The following is a 14193-nucleotide window of genomic DNA, read 5'->3' as shown; positions in this document are numbered from 1 at the left end:
GCCACCCGGGACCGCCGTACCCGTTCCCGCTGCCCCGGCAACGGTCACTTCCCCGTGCTTTCGTCGTTTGCCAGAACGGCAAATTTACTTGTCGGATCGGCGGGGCCCGCGGAACGGTTGGCCCAGACGAGCGGAGGGGACGCACATGGCGGACGAGACGTACGACGTGGTGGTGGTCGGTGGGGGCGCAGCCGGGCTGAGCGGGGCGCTGGCGCTGGCGCGGGCGCGACGGTCGGTGCTGGTGGTGGACGCCGGACAGCCGCGCAACGCGCCGGCCGGGCACGTGCACAACTACCTGGCCCGGGAAGGCACGCCGCCGGCCGATCTGGTGGCCGCCGGGCGTGCCGAGGTGACCCGGTACGGCGGCGAGGTCGTCGCCGGGCGGGTCGAGACCGCGTCGCGGGAGGGTGCCGGGTTCGTCGTGACGCTGGACGGCGGGCGCGGCGTGCGGGCGCGGCGGCTGCTGGTGACGACCGGGCTCGTCGACGAGCTGCCCGACGTGCCGGGGGTGGCCGAGCGGTGGGGGCGTGACGTGCTGCACTGCCCGTACTGCCACGGGTGGGAGGTCCGGGACCGGCGCCTCGGCGTCCTGGCCACCGGCCCGACGGCCGTGCACCAGGCGGACCTGTGGCGGCAGTGGAGCCCGCACGTGATGCTGCTGCTGCACGGCGCGACGCCCGGCGCCGAGGAGACCGAGCGGCTCGCGGCGCGCGGGATCACCGTCGTGGACGGCCCGGTCGCGGGGCTGGAGGTGGCTGGCGACACCCTGACCGGGGTACGGCTGGCCTCGGGCGAGGTGGTCGCGCTCGACGCGCTGGTCGTCGCGCCGCGGTTCACCGCCCGCGCGGGCGTGCTGGAGTCGCTCGGCCTGAAGCCGGCCGACGTGGAGCTCGGTGGTCAGGTGATCGGCAGCCAGGTCTCCGCCGACCCGACCGGGGCCACCGCCGTGCCCGGCGTGTGGGTGGCGGGCAACGTGGCCGACGTACGCGCCCAGGTGATCACGGCCGCCGCGGCGGGTCTGGCCGCCGGCGCGGCGATCAACGCGGACCTCGTCGCCGAGGAGACCCGTGACGCCGTGGCCGCCTACCGGCACCAGGCGGACACGATGTTCGAGGAGGCCGCCTGGGAGGAGCGTTACCGAGCCCGAGCGGCGGTGTGGAGCGGACGCCCGAACCCGCAGCTCGTCGCGGACGCCACCGGGCTGCCCCCGGGCCGGGCGCTCGACGTCGGCTGCGGCGAGGGCGCCGACGCCGTCTGGCTGGCCGAACGGGGCTGGCGGGTCACGGCGGTCGACATCTCCACCACCGCCCTGGAGCGGGCCGCCGCCCACGCCGCGGCCGTTGGTCCGCAGGTCGCCGGCCGCATCGAGTGGACACACGCGGACCTGCGTGACCAGCCGCCCGCCGAGGGCGCGTACGACCTGGTGTCGTCTCAGTTCATGCACCTGCCGGGCGAGGCGCGGCGGGAGCTGTTCGCCCGGCTGGCCGCCGCGGTGGCCCCCGGCGGAACCCTGCTGATCGTCGGGCACCACCCGCTCGACCTGCGTACCACCGCCCGCCGGATGCACTTCCCGGAGATGATGTTCACCGGTGAGGAGGTCGCGTCCTCGCTCGACCCGACCGCGTGGCAGGTGCTGGCCGCCGAGGCCCGACCACGCGTGGCGGTCGACCCCGAGGGGCGCGAGATCTCCATCCACGACGCCGTCCTGGTCGCGCGCCGCCGAGCCTGACCGGCCCCGACGGTCGATGGCCGAGCCGGTGCCCGTGGTCGCCGGTCCGCCGGTCGACCTGAGCCGGCGTGCCGGTCGGTGCCCGCAGCCGCCTCCCGACCCCGGGGGGTCTCCCACTGCGGGTGCGGGGAGGAGAATCGGTCTCGGCCCATCGGAAGGACCTCCACGCGCGTGGGGTGGGCCGGGTCCCTTCGGGTGGTGCGTGCCGGCTCCACGGCTCGACCCCCGCGCGTGGAGTCGAGTCGTGGGATCCGCAGGGAGGCGATCGGTATGTCGGGTGGGATGGTCGCGGCGGTGGCGATCGGCATACCCGTGCTCTTCGCCGCGGTGCTGCTGTCGATCATCAAGGTGCTGGGGCGCCGTGCGAGGGCGGGGTTGCGGGCGGGCCGGTACACGTCACGGCGGGGCAACTCGTCGGACAACAGCTCGTCGAGCATGGGCGGTGGCTGAGATCGGGGCGCTGCCGCCCTGTGGCTGGTCGGCGAACGGTCCTTCGGCCGGGCCGCACGGACGTTCCAGCCCGTCTTGACCGCCCGAAATAGCATCGAAGCTCGTGATGTCGCGAGGAGGGGTGTCGATGGGGCGGACGCTACGGGTGGGTATCCCGATTCTCCTGCTGGCCGCCGTCGGCTGGTACGCCTCGTACGTCACCACCATCCTCGTGTGGGAGGCGCGCAAACTGGTGCCCTGGCTGGTGGCGCCGGCCCTGGTGGCCCTGCTCGCCGGGGTGCCGTTCCTGGTGCGACTGCTCACCCACCGGCTCCGTCGCCGCCGGACCACGCCCGCGGCGGCCGGCGGGATCGTGGTCCTCGGCTGGCTGGGCGCCGCCGTCGGGCTGGCCCTGGGGGCGTTCTGGCTGGCCTACGGCGAGTACCTCCAGGACCGGGCGTACGTGACCACCATGCGGGTCGTGACCGATCCGGTCCCGGAGCTGACCGCACGCGCGCCGTACGTGGTCGGCGAGGCACAGGCCGCGCCCAACCTGGGTGACGTCACCGGCGAGATCACCGACGTCAGCTACCTGCCCGACTCCGACCGGTTCGCCGTCCTGGTCGAGCGGCGCGGCTGGTTGACCGGTTACGAGGTCGGCCTGGTGCAGGAGGTGCCGCTCGGCGGCAACAGCCGGGCGCAGCAGCGGTGCCAGTTCGACGTGTCGACCGCCGACGCGCGGATCGGCGGCTGGTTCACCCACAACCTGGGCCGGAAGATCTCCGCCGAGCGGCGCGGGGTCCGGTTCTCCGCCGACGACGCGTACGTCCACTGCCGGGGCGACACCCCGGTCGTGGTGGTGCCGCTGAAGCGCCAGACCGGAGTCCTGGTGGTGACCGAGCGGCCGGCCGGCGTGGCGCTGTACGACGGCCGGACCGGGAAGGTCACGATCACCGACGACACGACGAAGGTGCCCGGACCGTCCTATCCGATCAGCCTGGCCGCCGAGCAGCGGGAGGGCACCGCCGCCGTCGGCGGCTTCGCCGACTGGTGGTTCGAGCGCAGCGGCTGGGACGCCTCCGAGGACGGCGCGAACGAGGGAAACGAGTCGGAGTTCACCCTGCGCCACCGCGACGGCAGCGGAGGCAGCGCGTACGTCACCCCGCTAACCCCGCAGGGCGAGGCCAGTTCGGTGGTGGCGGTGTCGACGGTGCCGACCCGGCACGCCGGCGGCGGGCTCGCCCCGTTGACCGTGCACCGGCTCAGCCCGACCTGGTCGTCGCCCCAGGCGATCGTCGCCCTGATCAAGGCGGAGTACCGGGACGTCTGCTGCTGGAACGACGACGAGGTGTTCGAGGTGGTGCCGACCGGCGGCAGCACCTGGACCGCCACGCTCGGCAGCGCGCAGAGCATCCGGTACCGGGTGGAGGGGCGGGGTCAGGTCGACGGACGGGAGGCGACCTGCCTGAAGAACGCCGACGGTGTCCTGGTCCGGTGCGCGTACGCCGCCCCCGGCTCGCCGGAGGAGCAGGAACTGCAACGCCGGGAGCGGCAGAAGCAGCAGGAGGAGGCGGCGAACGGCAGCCCCGACCTGAAGGACCTGGCCACGTACACCGACGAGCGGTTGGCCGAGCTGAACCGACGGATCTCCGAGGAGGTCAACCGCCGCCTCAAGGAGCGGTAGCGGTGGTTCCCGGCCCGGCGGCACGGGCCGGGGCATTGATATTTTCATGCGTGCACATGTAGGAATACCTCTGCCGTGGTTGATCAACCGCGCTCGGGAGAGGAAGCACATGGGAGTCGCGAGGAGAAGTCTCATCCGTGGCGTGGCGGCCCTGACCGGCCTGTCCGCCGGTGGGCTCCTGGTGCCAGGTCGGGCCTACGCCGGCCCGGCGATCCACAACCCCTTCGGGGGGTACCCGATCACCAACGGGTGGCAGGATCACCTCAACCGGGGCTCCCGGGGCGGCATCGACTTCGGGATGCGCGTGGGCACACCACTGCCCGCGTGCGGGGCGGGCACGGTCACCAACACGCCGTTCAACGGCGGCGGCGGACACACGGTCACCATCAGTCATTCCGAGGGCTATCGCAGCCAGTATCTCCACCTGTCCCAGTTCGCACTGGCCAACGGGACGTACGTTCCGGCCGGTGCGGTCGTCGGGTTGTCCGGCGGCGCCGCGGGCGCACCCGGATCGGGCAGCTCGACCGGGCCGCACCTGCACTGGCACATGATCAACCCCGCCGGGGCCTATCTCAATCCGCTGGCCTACATCGCGCAGAACCCGCCAGCGGGCGCCGGCGGCCCGATGTTCCACCAGATCCGCGCCGCGAGCGGGGCCTGGACCGGATTCCAGCCGCTCAACGGCTACCAGACCCCCGCGCACGGCAGCGCCAAGGACATGGCGGTGGCCGGCCTCCCCGACGGCACGGCGCAGATGCTGATCGTCGGCCTGGACGATGGCGTCTACCACCGCATCCGCAACACCAACGGCACCTGGAGCGAGTTCCAGCCGCTCAACGGCGTCGGCACCACCGGCACCGCGCGGGGAAAGCGGGTGGCCATCGCCGGCCTGCCCGACGGCTCGGCCCAGGTCGTGATCGTCGGCGTCGACGACACGGTCTACCACCGCATCCGCTACGCCGACGGGAACTGGACCGCATTCGGCAGGCTCAACGGTTTCGGCACCCCGAGCCCGGCCGGTGCCAGGGACGTCGCCATCTCGGGGCAGCCCGACGGCACCGCGCAGGTGGTCATCGTCGGCATGGACAGCGGCATCTACCACCGGATCCGCAGCGCCGGCGGGACGTGGAGCGAGTTCCAGCCGCTCGACGGCAACGGCACCGGCACGACGGCGATCGGCAGCGCCGTGGCCGTCGCCGGCCTGCCCGACGGGTCGTCGCAGGTCGTCATCGCGGGCGTCAACGGCTACCTGCACCACCGCATCCGGTCCGCCAACGGCGCCTGGAGCCCGTTCCAGCCGCTCAACGGCAGCGGCACCAGCAGCCCGGCGGTGGCCAAGGACGTCACCGTCGCCGGGCTGCCCGACGGCACCTCGCAGGTGGTCATCGTCGGCGCGGACGACGCCATCTACCACCGGGTGCGTGGCGCCGGCGGTTCCTGGACAGCGTTCAACAGCCTGCCGGGCGTCGGAACCCCGACGCCGGCCAGGGGCAGCCGGGTCTCGCTCGCCGGCCTCCCCGACAACTCCACCCAGTTGGGGCTCGTGGGTCGATGACCAGGGGTCCGGTGCCGGACGCGTTCGCCGGTGCCGGGCGGCGGGCGGTCCGCGCTCGGGCACCCACGGCGTGCGGCGTTCCGCCGACCGAGCCCGTGGTCAGCGCCCCTTGCGCACGTGGCGGGTGATCTCGGCGCCCTCGGACAGGCTGAGCGGCCCGGCGCTCTCCAGCGGTGCGACGCCGAGCGCGACGGCCAGCGTGCGGCCGTGGACGTCGAGCACGGCCTCGCTGAGATCGGCGAGGTCGGCCACGGCTGCCCTGGCCCGGACCCAACCGGTCAACCCCACCGCCAGCGCGATCAGCAGCGCCGGCCACCACACGATTCCCAGCACGACGTACGGCAGCGCCCACGCGGTGGTGACCACCGTGGCGGCGAACTGGCCGTTGGCCGTGCCGAGATCGGCCCGCACGGTGTCGGGCAGCACGAGCCACAGGCGCGACCAGCCGAAACGCAGGTCCAGCCCGTACCGGTCGAGGGCGACCTGTTCCACCGTCGCGATCCGGTCGCCCATCCAGGTCGGTCGCGTCGGTGCGGCCAGGGCGAGCCGATTGACCCGGGCTGCCGCGTCGTCGATCTCGGCCTGCTGAGCGGGTGTCCGGCTGGCCGCCGGATACCCGTTCTGCAGTTTCCACCGGTTCGCCACCAACCGGTGCCAGCGGCTGCTCCGCGCGCCGGCCAGCCGCTTCCGTGCCCAGTGCAGCCCTGGCGGCCACAGCCCCAGCAGCCAGGCCCGGACCGGCGCGGCAAGTGCCTGCACGGTCAGTCCGACACCGCTGGCGGCGAGGAGCAGCCCGATCGCGACCAGCGCCTGGGCTGGCCCGGGGGCCCTCCCCAGGGTGGATCCGAGTTCGGTCGCCCCCGCCGCCAGCAGCGGCAGGTCGACGGCGTGCGACCAGCCGAGCCGGAGGCCGGCCCAGGCGGTGGCGACGAAGAGCAGACCGGGTACCGCGAGCAGCCCGACCCAGCGCTCCGCGAGCTGCTTGGCCAGTTCCCCGAAGAAGTTGTTCACCGGTCATCGCCTGCTCATCGGCAGGCCGGTGAGCAGGCATCGCGGTGCCGGCCCGGCCGGTACGGCGGCGAGCACCCGGTCACACGCGTGGTCGGGGCAGCCGAACGACTCCTCGTCGGCCCGTCCGGGGCCGGAGCCCGGTAGGCCGGCGCCCAGGTTACGCGAGGTTCCGGTGGCTCCCGCGCCCAGCAGCCGGGTGACCAGCCCGGCGACCGGTCGGCGTGCCCGGGCCTCGGTCTCGATGCTGGCGAGCAGCAGCCGTTGCTGCTCGGATCCCGCGGCGAAGTACGCCCGTAGCGCCGGCAGGTCGTCACAGAGTCCGGCCAACGTGCACCGCTCGACCAGCCTGACCCGCTCGTCATCCACGGCCGGGAATGTATCGGTAGGCGGCGCACCGCGCCAAAACCGGTGCACGGGACGCGGGTGTGTCCCTTGTGGCCGGTAGTGGTGACGCGGCTAGCATCACCTGGGTGGCCAGTGATCCCATCGCGGAATTTCCCGTGGACGACACGCGCCGGGTCGCCGTCATGCAGTGGGCGGTCGACGAGTCGGCCGTGGTGGGCGGCACCGTGCACCTCCAGGTCGGGACCGTCGCGGGCGGCGGATGGTACGTCCGGCACCGGGGGTTCGGCCTTCGCGAGTTCGGCGACCGGCATGCGGCCTGGCGGGCCGTCCGTGGGCTGATGGGCCACCACGACGGGCAATGGAAGCAGATCGACATCGATCATGCGCCCTTCTCGGCGGTGTGCCGGCCCGATGGTTCACGGGTGCTCTACGCCACCCACGAGGATTCGCTCTACGCGTGCTGGGGCCGCGAACGGGAGCGGATCTGGGGCGGGTTCCTCCGGGCGATCAACGAGGGCACCACGCTGCGCCGCACCGAGACGCATGCGCTTCTCGACGGCGCCATCGAGCTGGTGAGGTATCGGGACCCCTACCACGGGCGGGACCGCTATGCCGCGTCGACGGCCCGGGAGTCGGGGGTGGACTGGCTGGTCGTCGACCACGCCGATCAGGCGATGGCGGACGCCGACTACGAGGAGTCGGTCCGCGACAACGCAGACGAGGACCTCCCGTACCGGTCCAGCGACGTGCCCGACGCACCGGTCAGCCGCAGGTCCAAGCCGCCGGCGGGGCTCCACGTCCTGGATGACGGCGTCATTCTCGCCGCGGACGACCTCGACGAGTACAACAGCCTCTACGGCCTGCCGTACCGGTCCCGGTGGCCGGTAAGCACAGACCCCGCGCCGGTACCGCCGGGCGCGGTGGGCCCGATGACTGCCGAGCCCCGGGACTGGGGGCCGACCTCGACCGATGTCCGGGAGGTCACCCCCGCCGCGTGGCGGAACGAGGACTGGCCGTCGTCCGTGAACGCCCTGGCCCTGGCTGTGCTCCCCGACGGTCGGCAACTCCTCGCCGCCGGCCACGACGACGGCGCGACGCTGTGGAACGTCCGCACCGGCCGGCGAGTCGTCGACGTCTCCGGCCACAGCGAATGGGTCCTGTCGGTCGGGACGGCCGTGCTCTCCGACGGCACCTCGGTGCTGGCGACCGGAGGAAAGGACGGGCTGGCGCGAGCCTGGTCCACGAGGGACGGGTCACCCCTGGTGGAGATCGAGGCGCACCGTCGTCCCGTCAACGCGCTCTTCTGGGCCCTCCCGCAGGGGCGGGTGCCGCTGCTGGTCACCGGGGGCGACGACGCCACGATCCGGGTCTGGAACGTCGAGAACAGGGCGCTGCTGACGGAGCTGACGGTGGGGGAGCCAGGCGTCAATCTGGTGTGGTCGACAGCCGGCGCGCTGCTCGCCGACGGGCACCTGTGCGTGGTGGCGGGGGTGGACCCGCTGGGCGTCGCTCCGGCCCAGGTCTGGGATGCCACCACCGGGCGCCGGTTGCACGAGCTGACGATGGGTCACGACGGTTTTGGCCAGCACCGGCCGGCGGTCGCGGTGGCGACGCTGGCCGACCGGTCGTTCCGGGTGGCGGCCGTCGCCGGTGCCGAGGTGCGGGTCTGGGACGGGCACACCGGCCGGGAGATACGGACGTTGACCATGCCCGAGCCCGGCATCGGTGACGTCGCCCTCGCGGTGCTGCCCGACCTGCGGGTGGTCGTCGCGGCCACCGTCGGCCGACACACCAGGGCCTGGGAGGTCGAGTCGGGGGCACTGCTCGCCGGCCTGGACCACGGCGACACGAGGCCCAACCCGGCCGTCGACCTCGCCGTTGCGCCGGACGGTCGACTGCTGCTGGCGGTCGGCGGCGCGACCGTCCCACCCCGCGTCGTCCAACTGGACGTGCGCTGGTGACGGCGTACGCGGCATAGGGCACCCACGTGCTCATCGACGAACTCACCTGGCTGGTGGCCGACCGGGTCACCGGCTACCACCAGGGCAGTGGCCCGGAGCAGCTCTTCTCCGTCACTGCGGAACGGGACGCGACAGCCCTGTGGCGGCTGCTGCGGACGAACGACCCGGGGACCGCCTGCGCCGCCGTCGAGGCACGGGTCGCCACGGCGAGCCTCAGGCTGGGCTGGTTCCACTACCACCGCTGGCGTCATGCGCCGCAAGGCGGTGGTCACGTCGATCTGGCCCGGTCCCTGCTCTGCGTGGACGAGGTCGCGGACGACGTCCGGGCCGTCCCGGCGCAGCTGCGGCCGATGGTCGGCCGGTTCACCGAGCCCGGCGAGCAGGCGGACGCGGCGGTGACGTTGCTGGACGCGTCAGCCGTCGACCACGAACCGGCCCTGCTCGACGCGGCCATCCTCCTGCTGGAGCCCGCGGCCCGACGGATGCCACAGCGGGATCCGCGCCTCGCCGGCCTGCTGGCCCGGCTCTGCCTGGCGCTGCGCCGCCGCCACGAGCGCGACGGCTCCGCGAACGACCTCGACCAGGCCATCACCTGGGGCGAACAGGCGGCAGCGGTCGCACGCCGCGACGGTGGCCCACCCGCCGCGCTGGAAGCCGATCTCGCCCGGGCCTACCGGTGCCGGCACCGGTTGCGGGCGGAACCCGCCGATCTGCGTCAGGTCGTCGACCTGCTCACCGCGGCGACGGCCCGGGACGGCCGGGACGCCGCCCTGTTGACGGAGCTGAGCGCGGCCCACCGGCAACGCTACGGCCAGGACGACGAGCCGGCAGACATCGAACAGGCGGTGACCCTGGCGGAACGGGCCGCCGCGCTGTCGGGCGGTCGGGAGAGCACCCCGGTTCTGGTGAATCTCGCCGAGGCGTTGCTGTGCCGCTACGAGCGGTCCGGGAACCGGGCGGACCTGTGGCGGGCGGCCGACCTGGCCGAGCAGGTCGTGACCCAGGCACCGGACGACGATCCGCAGCGGGCCGTCCAGTTGGCGGACGCCGCCGCGATCCTGCTGAAGCGGTACGAGCGCAGTCACGAAGTGCTCGACCTACGGCGGGCCGTGGAACTCAACGAGGACGCGCTGGCGCTGCTGGAGGACGAGCATCCCCGCCGGCCCGACGTACTGCGTTGCCTCGCCGCGGCTCTGCACCAGCGCTACCGCCGTCTCGGCGCGGACACCGACCTGAACCGCGCCCTGACCCTCCTCGGGTGGGCCCTCGCCGCGATTCCGGCCGGCCGTCCCGAACGGGCGCAGGTCTCGATGGACCTCGTGGCCGTGCGGCTGACCCGTCACCTGGAGACGGGGGTGCTCGTCGAGTTGGCCGCGGCGATCGAGCTGGGCGAGCAGGTGACTGCCGGCGCGCCGGCCTGCCGGCCGGAATGGGCGTCCGTCCTGGGACAGGCATACCAGCTACGCAGCCGCGTCAGCCACGAGCTGGCCGATCTGGACCGGGCGGTCGACCTCGGCGAGCGGTCGATCGCCGCCACCGGTGACGACGACTTCGCCCTCGCCGCCCGGCAGGCCCGGACCGCGGCCGCCTACCTGAGCCGGCACGTCCAGCGGCCGGGCCGGGAGGACCTGGGACGGGCGATCGACCTCGGGGGCCGGGCGGTGGCCCGCACCCCGGACGACCACCTCGACCTGCCGGAGCGGCTGGCGGACCTCGCCGCGGCCCGGTTGACCCGCTACCGGTTCGCCCGGTCACCGGCGGATGTCGAGGCCGCCGTCGCCCTCGCCGAGCGGGCGCTGGCGGTCACGCCGAGCGGCCATCCGGGTCGGTCCCGGTTGGTGGCCCTGCTCTGTGCCGCCGGGGAGGAGCGCGCCGGTGGCGAGGGTCGCGGCCTGGACGGGGCGCGGCTCCGGGAACTGGCGGGGGAGGTACGCGAGGCGGCATCGGCCGCACCGGTCGACCGGGTGGCGGCCCACCACGCGGTCGGTGCCCTCGCCCAGACCGTCGGCGATCCACAGCTCGCCGTGCGGATGCTGGACGCGGCGGCGGCGTTCCTGCCGTCCGTCGCGCCCCGGGAGGCCGGGTGGGCGGACCAGCAGCATCGGCTCGGCGAACACTTCGGTCTGGTCGGGGCCGGGGTGGCCGCGCACTGCGTGATCGGCGACCCCGCCGGGGCGGTGGAGTTCGCCGAGCGCGGCCGGGGGGTCCTGCTGGCCGGTCAGGCGAGCACCCGCGTCGACCTCGACGGGCTCCGTCAGCAGGATCCACGGCTCGCCGCCAGGTTCCGATGGGTGTGCGAGCGGCTCAACACCCCGGGCTTCCCCGCCGGGGAGCGGAAGCGATGGTGGTCGGACTACGACGGCCTGCTGGCCGAGATCGGCGCCCTGCCCGGGCTGGACGGATTCCTGGCCGCGCCACGGCTGGTCGACCTGCGACCGGCTGTGGAGGGCGGGTACGGCGTACTGATCAACGCCAGCCGGCACCGCAGCGACGCCGTCATCGTGCCGGCGGACGCCGACCCGATCCTGGTGGAACTGCCCGACCTGCGGATGGTCGACGTGGTGGCCAGGGTCGACACGCTGCTGGCCGCCGTCACCGCCGCGCCGAGCCTGGCGTCCTCGCTGCGCAGGCGTCAGGTCGTGAGCGACGTGCTGGGCTGGCTGTGGGACGCCGCCGTCGCCCCGGTGGTGCGGGCCCTGCCGGACCGGCCGGCCGGTGGGCATCGGGTGTGGTGGTTGCCGACCGGCCTGCTGGGGCTGCTGCCGCTGCACGCCGCCGGGCGTCCCGGCCGGCCGGGCGCGCTCGACGCCCTCGTGTCGTCGTACGTGCCCTCCCTACGGACGCTGCGCGAGGCCCGCGCGCGTCCGCCCGCCGGGAGCCGACGCCCCCTCACCGTCGCGATGCAGCAGACGCCCGGGCAGGCCGAGCTGCCCGGTGCCCTGGACGAGGCGACGGTGCTGGGTGGGCCGACGTTGCTCAATGAGGACGCCACCACCGACCGGGTCCTCCACGCGATGACCGAGGCCACCTGGACGCACTTCGCCTGCCACGCTGTCGTCGAAGCGTCCTCCCAGGCCGACAGCGGACTGCTGCTGCACGATGCGACGCTCCGGCTTCCCGACATCGGCGCCCTGCGGTTGCCCCGGGCGGAGCTGGCCTACCTGTCCGCCTGCTCCACCGCGAACCACGGCAGCAGGTACGCCGACGAGGTGCTCCACCTCGCGTCCGCGTTCCATCTCGCCGGTTTCCGGCACGTGGTGGCGAGTCTGTGGCCGCTCGTCGACCAGGTGGCCGTCCAGGCGGCCCGCTCGTTCTACCGCAGGTTGCCCGACACCCCGACTGCGGACACCGCCGCGCACGCGCTGCGTCAGGTGACGCTCGAACTGCGCGACGAGCACCCGGACTCCCCGGAACTCTGGGCCCTGCTGGTGCACAGCGGCCCATAGTGCCCCGGGGCGGGACGCCGAAGCGTCCGGGCCAGCGCCAGCACGATCGGCGCGGCGGCCAGGGCCAGCAGGCCCCAGGGACAGCGGGCCGCCTCGACGGTGAAGGCCAGCGGCCGGTCGGGCGGTTCGATCCGGCCCTGCAGCTCGTGCCGGCCGACGGTGGCGATGTCCATCGGGACCCGGATCCGGTACTGCCGGGTCTGCCCGGCGGCGATCGTGCCGAGCGCCGGGGCGTCGACCACCCCGTGCACCCGCTCGGGGCGGCCGAACAGCAAACTGAACGGGGGGTCGACCACGTCGACGGGGCCGGTGTTGCGCAGGGTGAGGTCCACGGTCAGGTCACCGGGGAGGCCGAACCAGCCGGCAATCCCGGAGCCGTCGGCGGCGCGCAGGCTGACGACGACCAGCTCCGGGGTGCCGGCCGGGGCCGGGGCGGGGCGCGCGGTCACGCCGGTCAGCGGCAGGGCGACGGTGGCGCGGGCGGAGCCGGTGGGTGTGCGGGCCGTCAGCACGCAGGGGCAGGCGACCGGCGGGGCGGCGAGCACCACCGGCAGGGTCGCCGCCCCCGAGGGCGGTACGTGCCCGTCGCTGGCGTGGCTGGCCGCGCAGTCGAGCGCGCCGCGCCGGCCGGCGTTGCCGCAGACCTCGATCTGCACGGTGCCGGCCGGCCAGCCGCGCAGGGCCACCAGGACCTGCTGACCGGCCCGGAGCGTGCCGGCCGGAACAGTGATCCCCGGTACCGCCGACGGCGTGCCGGTCGACGCGGGCGCGGGGGTGGGCGCGGCGGCGGCCAGCGCCAGCAACGCGACGCCGATCGGCGTGAGCGGGGTCACGGCGTTCCGGTCGCGGGGCCGGTGGCGGGCCGGGCCGCTGCGGGCGGGCCGCAGGCCGGCAGACCCGGGTCCGTCCCCGTGGCCACGGCCGGTCCGCCGGCGGGGGAGGCCCGCGCGGCGGCGACGCGGCGGCGCCAGCGGGCGGCGAGCCAGCCGGCCAGCACGGCCAGACCGGCGAGCAGCAGCCACGGCGGGGCCCAGGTGGTCGCGGTGCGCAGCACCGGCGGCAGCGCGGTGTCCACGGTGGTCGGCGCGAGGTCCACCTCAGCGGTCAGCCGCAGCGCCGGCGGCACGCCGGTGACCCGCTCGGTGACGGTGAAGACCGCGCCGGGCAGCAGCTCGGGCAGGTCGACCGGGGCGGTGCGGGCCAGGCGCCAGCCGAGCGGACCGTCGAGGGTCACCGTGCCGGTGCCGCCGAGGCGTACGTTGCCGGTGTTGCGCAGCCGGTAGGTGACGACGGCGTCGCCCCCGTTGGCCGGGTTGACCGGGTTGTCGTAGCTGACGCGTACCGACTCGATCGTGGCGGCGGGGCGGAGGTCGCCGGCGACCCGGAGGTAGACCCGCGCGGCCAGCCGCTGGTCCACCCGGACCTGCTGCCCGTCGGCGGTGGTGCGGGCCTGGGCGATGGCGGCGATCACCCCGCCCGCGTGGTCGCCGGGGGTGGCGTTGGCGGGCACGCTCAGCCGGAACGGGAGGTCGGCCCGCTGGCCGGGCTGCACCGTCCAGCTCCGCCGGTCGAAGCTGATCCAGGAGCCGACGTCGGTGGCCGCCCGGTCCGCCGGCAGCAGGGCGAACGCGCCGTCGGCGGTGGTATACGCGTCGGTGCCGTACACCTGGAAGGTCAGCGGCCGGTTGCTGAGGTTGCTGACGCCGACGTGGTCGGTGAGGGTGCTGCCGGGGGTCAGGTCGTGGACGAAGTAGTTGCGTCCGGTCGGGCCCTTCGGCCCGGACGGCTGGACCGCCCACCGGGTGGCGGCGGGGCTGGGAGCCGGCGACGCCGGCCCGGCTCGGCCCGGCGCGGGCATGGTGCCAGCTGGCGACGGCGTGGGCGCGATGGCCGGCGCTGCGGCGGCGGCCGGTGGCGCGAGCGCCGCCGTGAGCAGCGCGGCGGCGAGTGCGGCGCCGGTCCGGGACAGGAGGGTGACGAGGGACATGCCGGGCTCCGGAGGGGTGGACGCGGTGGGCCGGACGGCCGGTGGG

General features: G+C 74.6%; 10 protein-coding genes. 6 read left to right on the top strand and 4 right to left on the bottom strand.

Annotated features, from left to right (window positions below):
- The first annotated feature begins 145 nt into the window (after positions 1–145).
- The 4 genes from OG559_RS29625 to OG559_RS29610 all read left to right on the top strand — a co-directional run bounded on the left by OG559_RS29625 (position 146) and on the right by OG559_RS29610 (position 5397).
- Complete coding sequence (locus OG559_RS29625) at positions 146–1729, top strand: methyltransferase domain-containing protein (protein ID WP_405109978.1); 1584 nt, start codon at positions 146–148, stop codon at positions 1727–1729.
- A 270-nt stretch (positions 1730–1999) separates the two neighbouring features.
- Positions 2000–2179 carry a hypothetical protein gene (locus OG559_RS29620; protein ID WP_405109975.1) on the top strand — a complete coding sequence of 60 codons (180 nt, stop codon included), beginning with the start codon at positions 2000–2002 and terminating at the stop codon, positions 2177–2179.
- A gap of 103 nt (positions 2180–2282) precedes the next feature.
- Entirely contained in the window at positions 2283–3842 is a 1560-nt protein-coding gene (locus OG559_RS29615; RefSeq protein WP_405109973.1) for a hypothetical protein, read from the top strand.
- A 142-nt stretch (positions 3843–3984) separates the two neighbouring features.
- Positions 3985–5397: a peptidoglycan DD-metalloendopeptidase family protein gene (locus OG559_RS29610; RefSeq protein WP_405109970.1), complete on the top strand. Its 1413-nt coding sequence runs from the start codon at positions 3985–3987 to the stop codon at positions 5395–5397.
- A gap of 99 nt (positions 5398–5496) precedes the next feature.
- Here the strand turns inward: OG559_RS29610 and OG559_RS29605 are convergent, their stop codons facing one another.
- Both OG559_RS29605 and OG559_RS29600 read right to left on the bottom strand, forming a co-directional pair.
- A complete protein-coding gene (locus OG559_RS29605) occupies positions 5497–6408 on the bottom strand; it encodes a hypothetical protein (protein WP_405109967.1) in 912 nt (303 codons plus the stop codon).
- A gap of 3 nt (positions 6409–6411) precedes the next feature.
- The gene (locus OG559_RS29600) at positions 6412–6774 is read right to left on the bottom strand and encodes a hypothetical protein (RefSeq protein ID WP_396672330.1); all 363 of its coding nucleotides are present in this window, start codon (positions 6772–6774) and stop codon (positions 6412–6414) included.
- Positions 6775–6878: 104 nt separating this feature from the next.
- Between OG559_RS29600 and OG559_RS29595 the strand changes: the two genes are divergently transcribed.
- Positions 6879–8714 (top strand): WD40 repeat domain-containing protein, encoded by a 1836-nt coding sequence (locus OG559_RS29595; RefSeq protein ID WP_405109964.1) that lies wholly within the window; start codon positions 6879–6881, stop codon positions 8712–8714.
- Positions 8715–8740: 26 nt separating this feature from the next.
- Entirely contained in the window at positions 8741–12160 is a 3420-nt protein-coding gene (locus OG559_RS29590) for a CHAT domain-containing protein (RefSeq protein ID WP_405109961.1), read from the top strand.
- Here OG559_RS29590 and OG559_RS29585 read toward each other — a convergent pair.
- Positions 12082–12993: a hypothetical protein gene (locus OG559_RS29585; protein ID WP_405109958.1), complete on the bottom strand. Its 912-nt coding sequence runs from the start codon at positions 12991–12993 to the stop codon at positions 12082–12084. The two genes, OG559_RS29590 and OG559_RS29585, sit on opposite strands and share 79 nt — an antisense overlap.
- Positions 12990–14147 carry a WxL protein peptidoglycan domain-containing protein gene (locus OG559_RS29580; RefSeq protein WP_405109955.1) on the bottom strand — a complete coding sequence of 386 codons (1158 nt, stop codon included), beginning with the start codon at positions 14145–14147 and terminating at the stop codon, positions 12990–12992. Before OG559_RS29580 ends, OG559_RS29585 begins: the two co-directional genes overlap by 4 nt.
- Between the last annotated feature and the right edge of the window lie 46 nt (positions 14148–14193).

Origin of the sequence: Micromonospora sp. NBC_01405, assembly GCF_045040155.1 — a bacterium.
GTDB lineage: Bacteria > Actinomycetota > Actinomycetes > Mycobacteriales > Micromonosporaceae > Micromonospora.
Note: the sequence above shows the minus strand (reverse complement) of the source record. Positions and strands in the feature narration are given on the sequence as shown.

What these genes read in the sequence shown, in the direction of transcription:
- OG559_RS29625 (WP_405109978.1), top strand. Translation starts at nt 146, where the DNA reads ATGGCGGACGAGACGTACGACGTGGTGGTGGTCGGTGGGGGCGCAGCC.
- OG559_RS29620 (WP_405109975.1), top strand. Translation starts at nt 2,000, where the DNA reads ATGTCGGGTGGGATGGTCGCGGCGGTGGCGATCGGCATACCCGTGCTC.
- OG559_RS29580 (WP_405109955.1), bottom strand. Translation starts at nt 14,147, where the DNA reads ATGTCCCTCGTCACCCTCCTGTCCCGGACCGGCGCCGCACTCGCCGCC.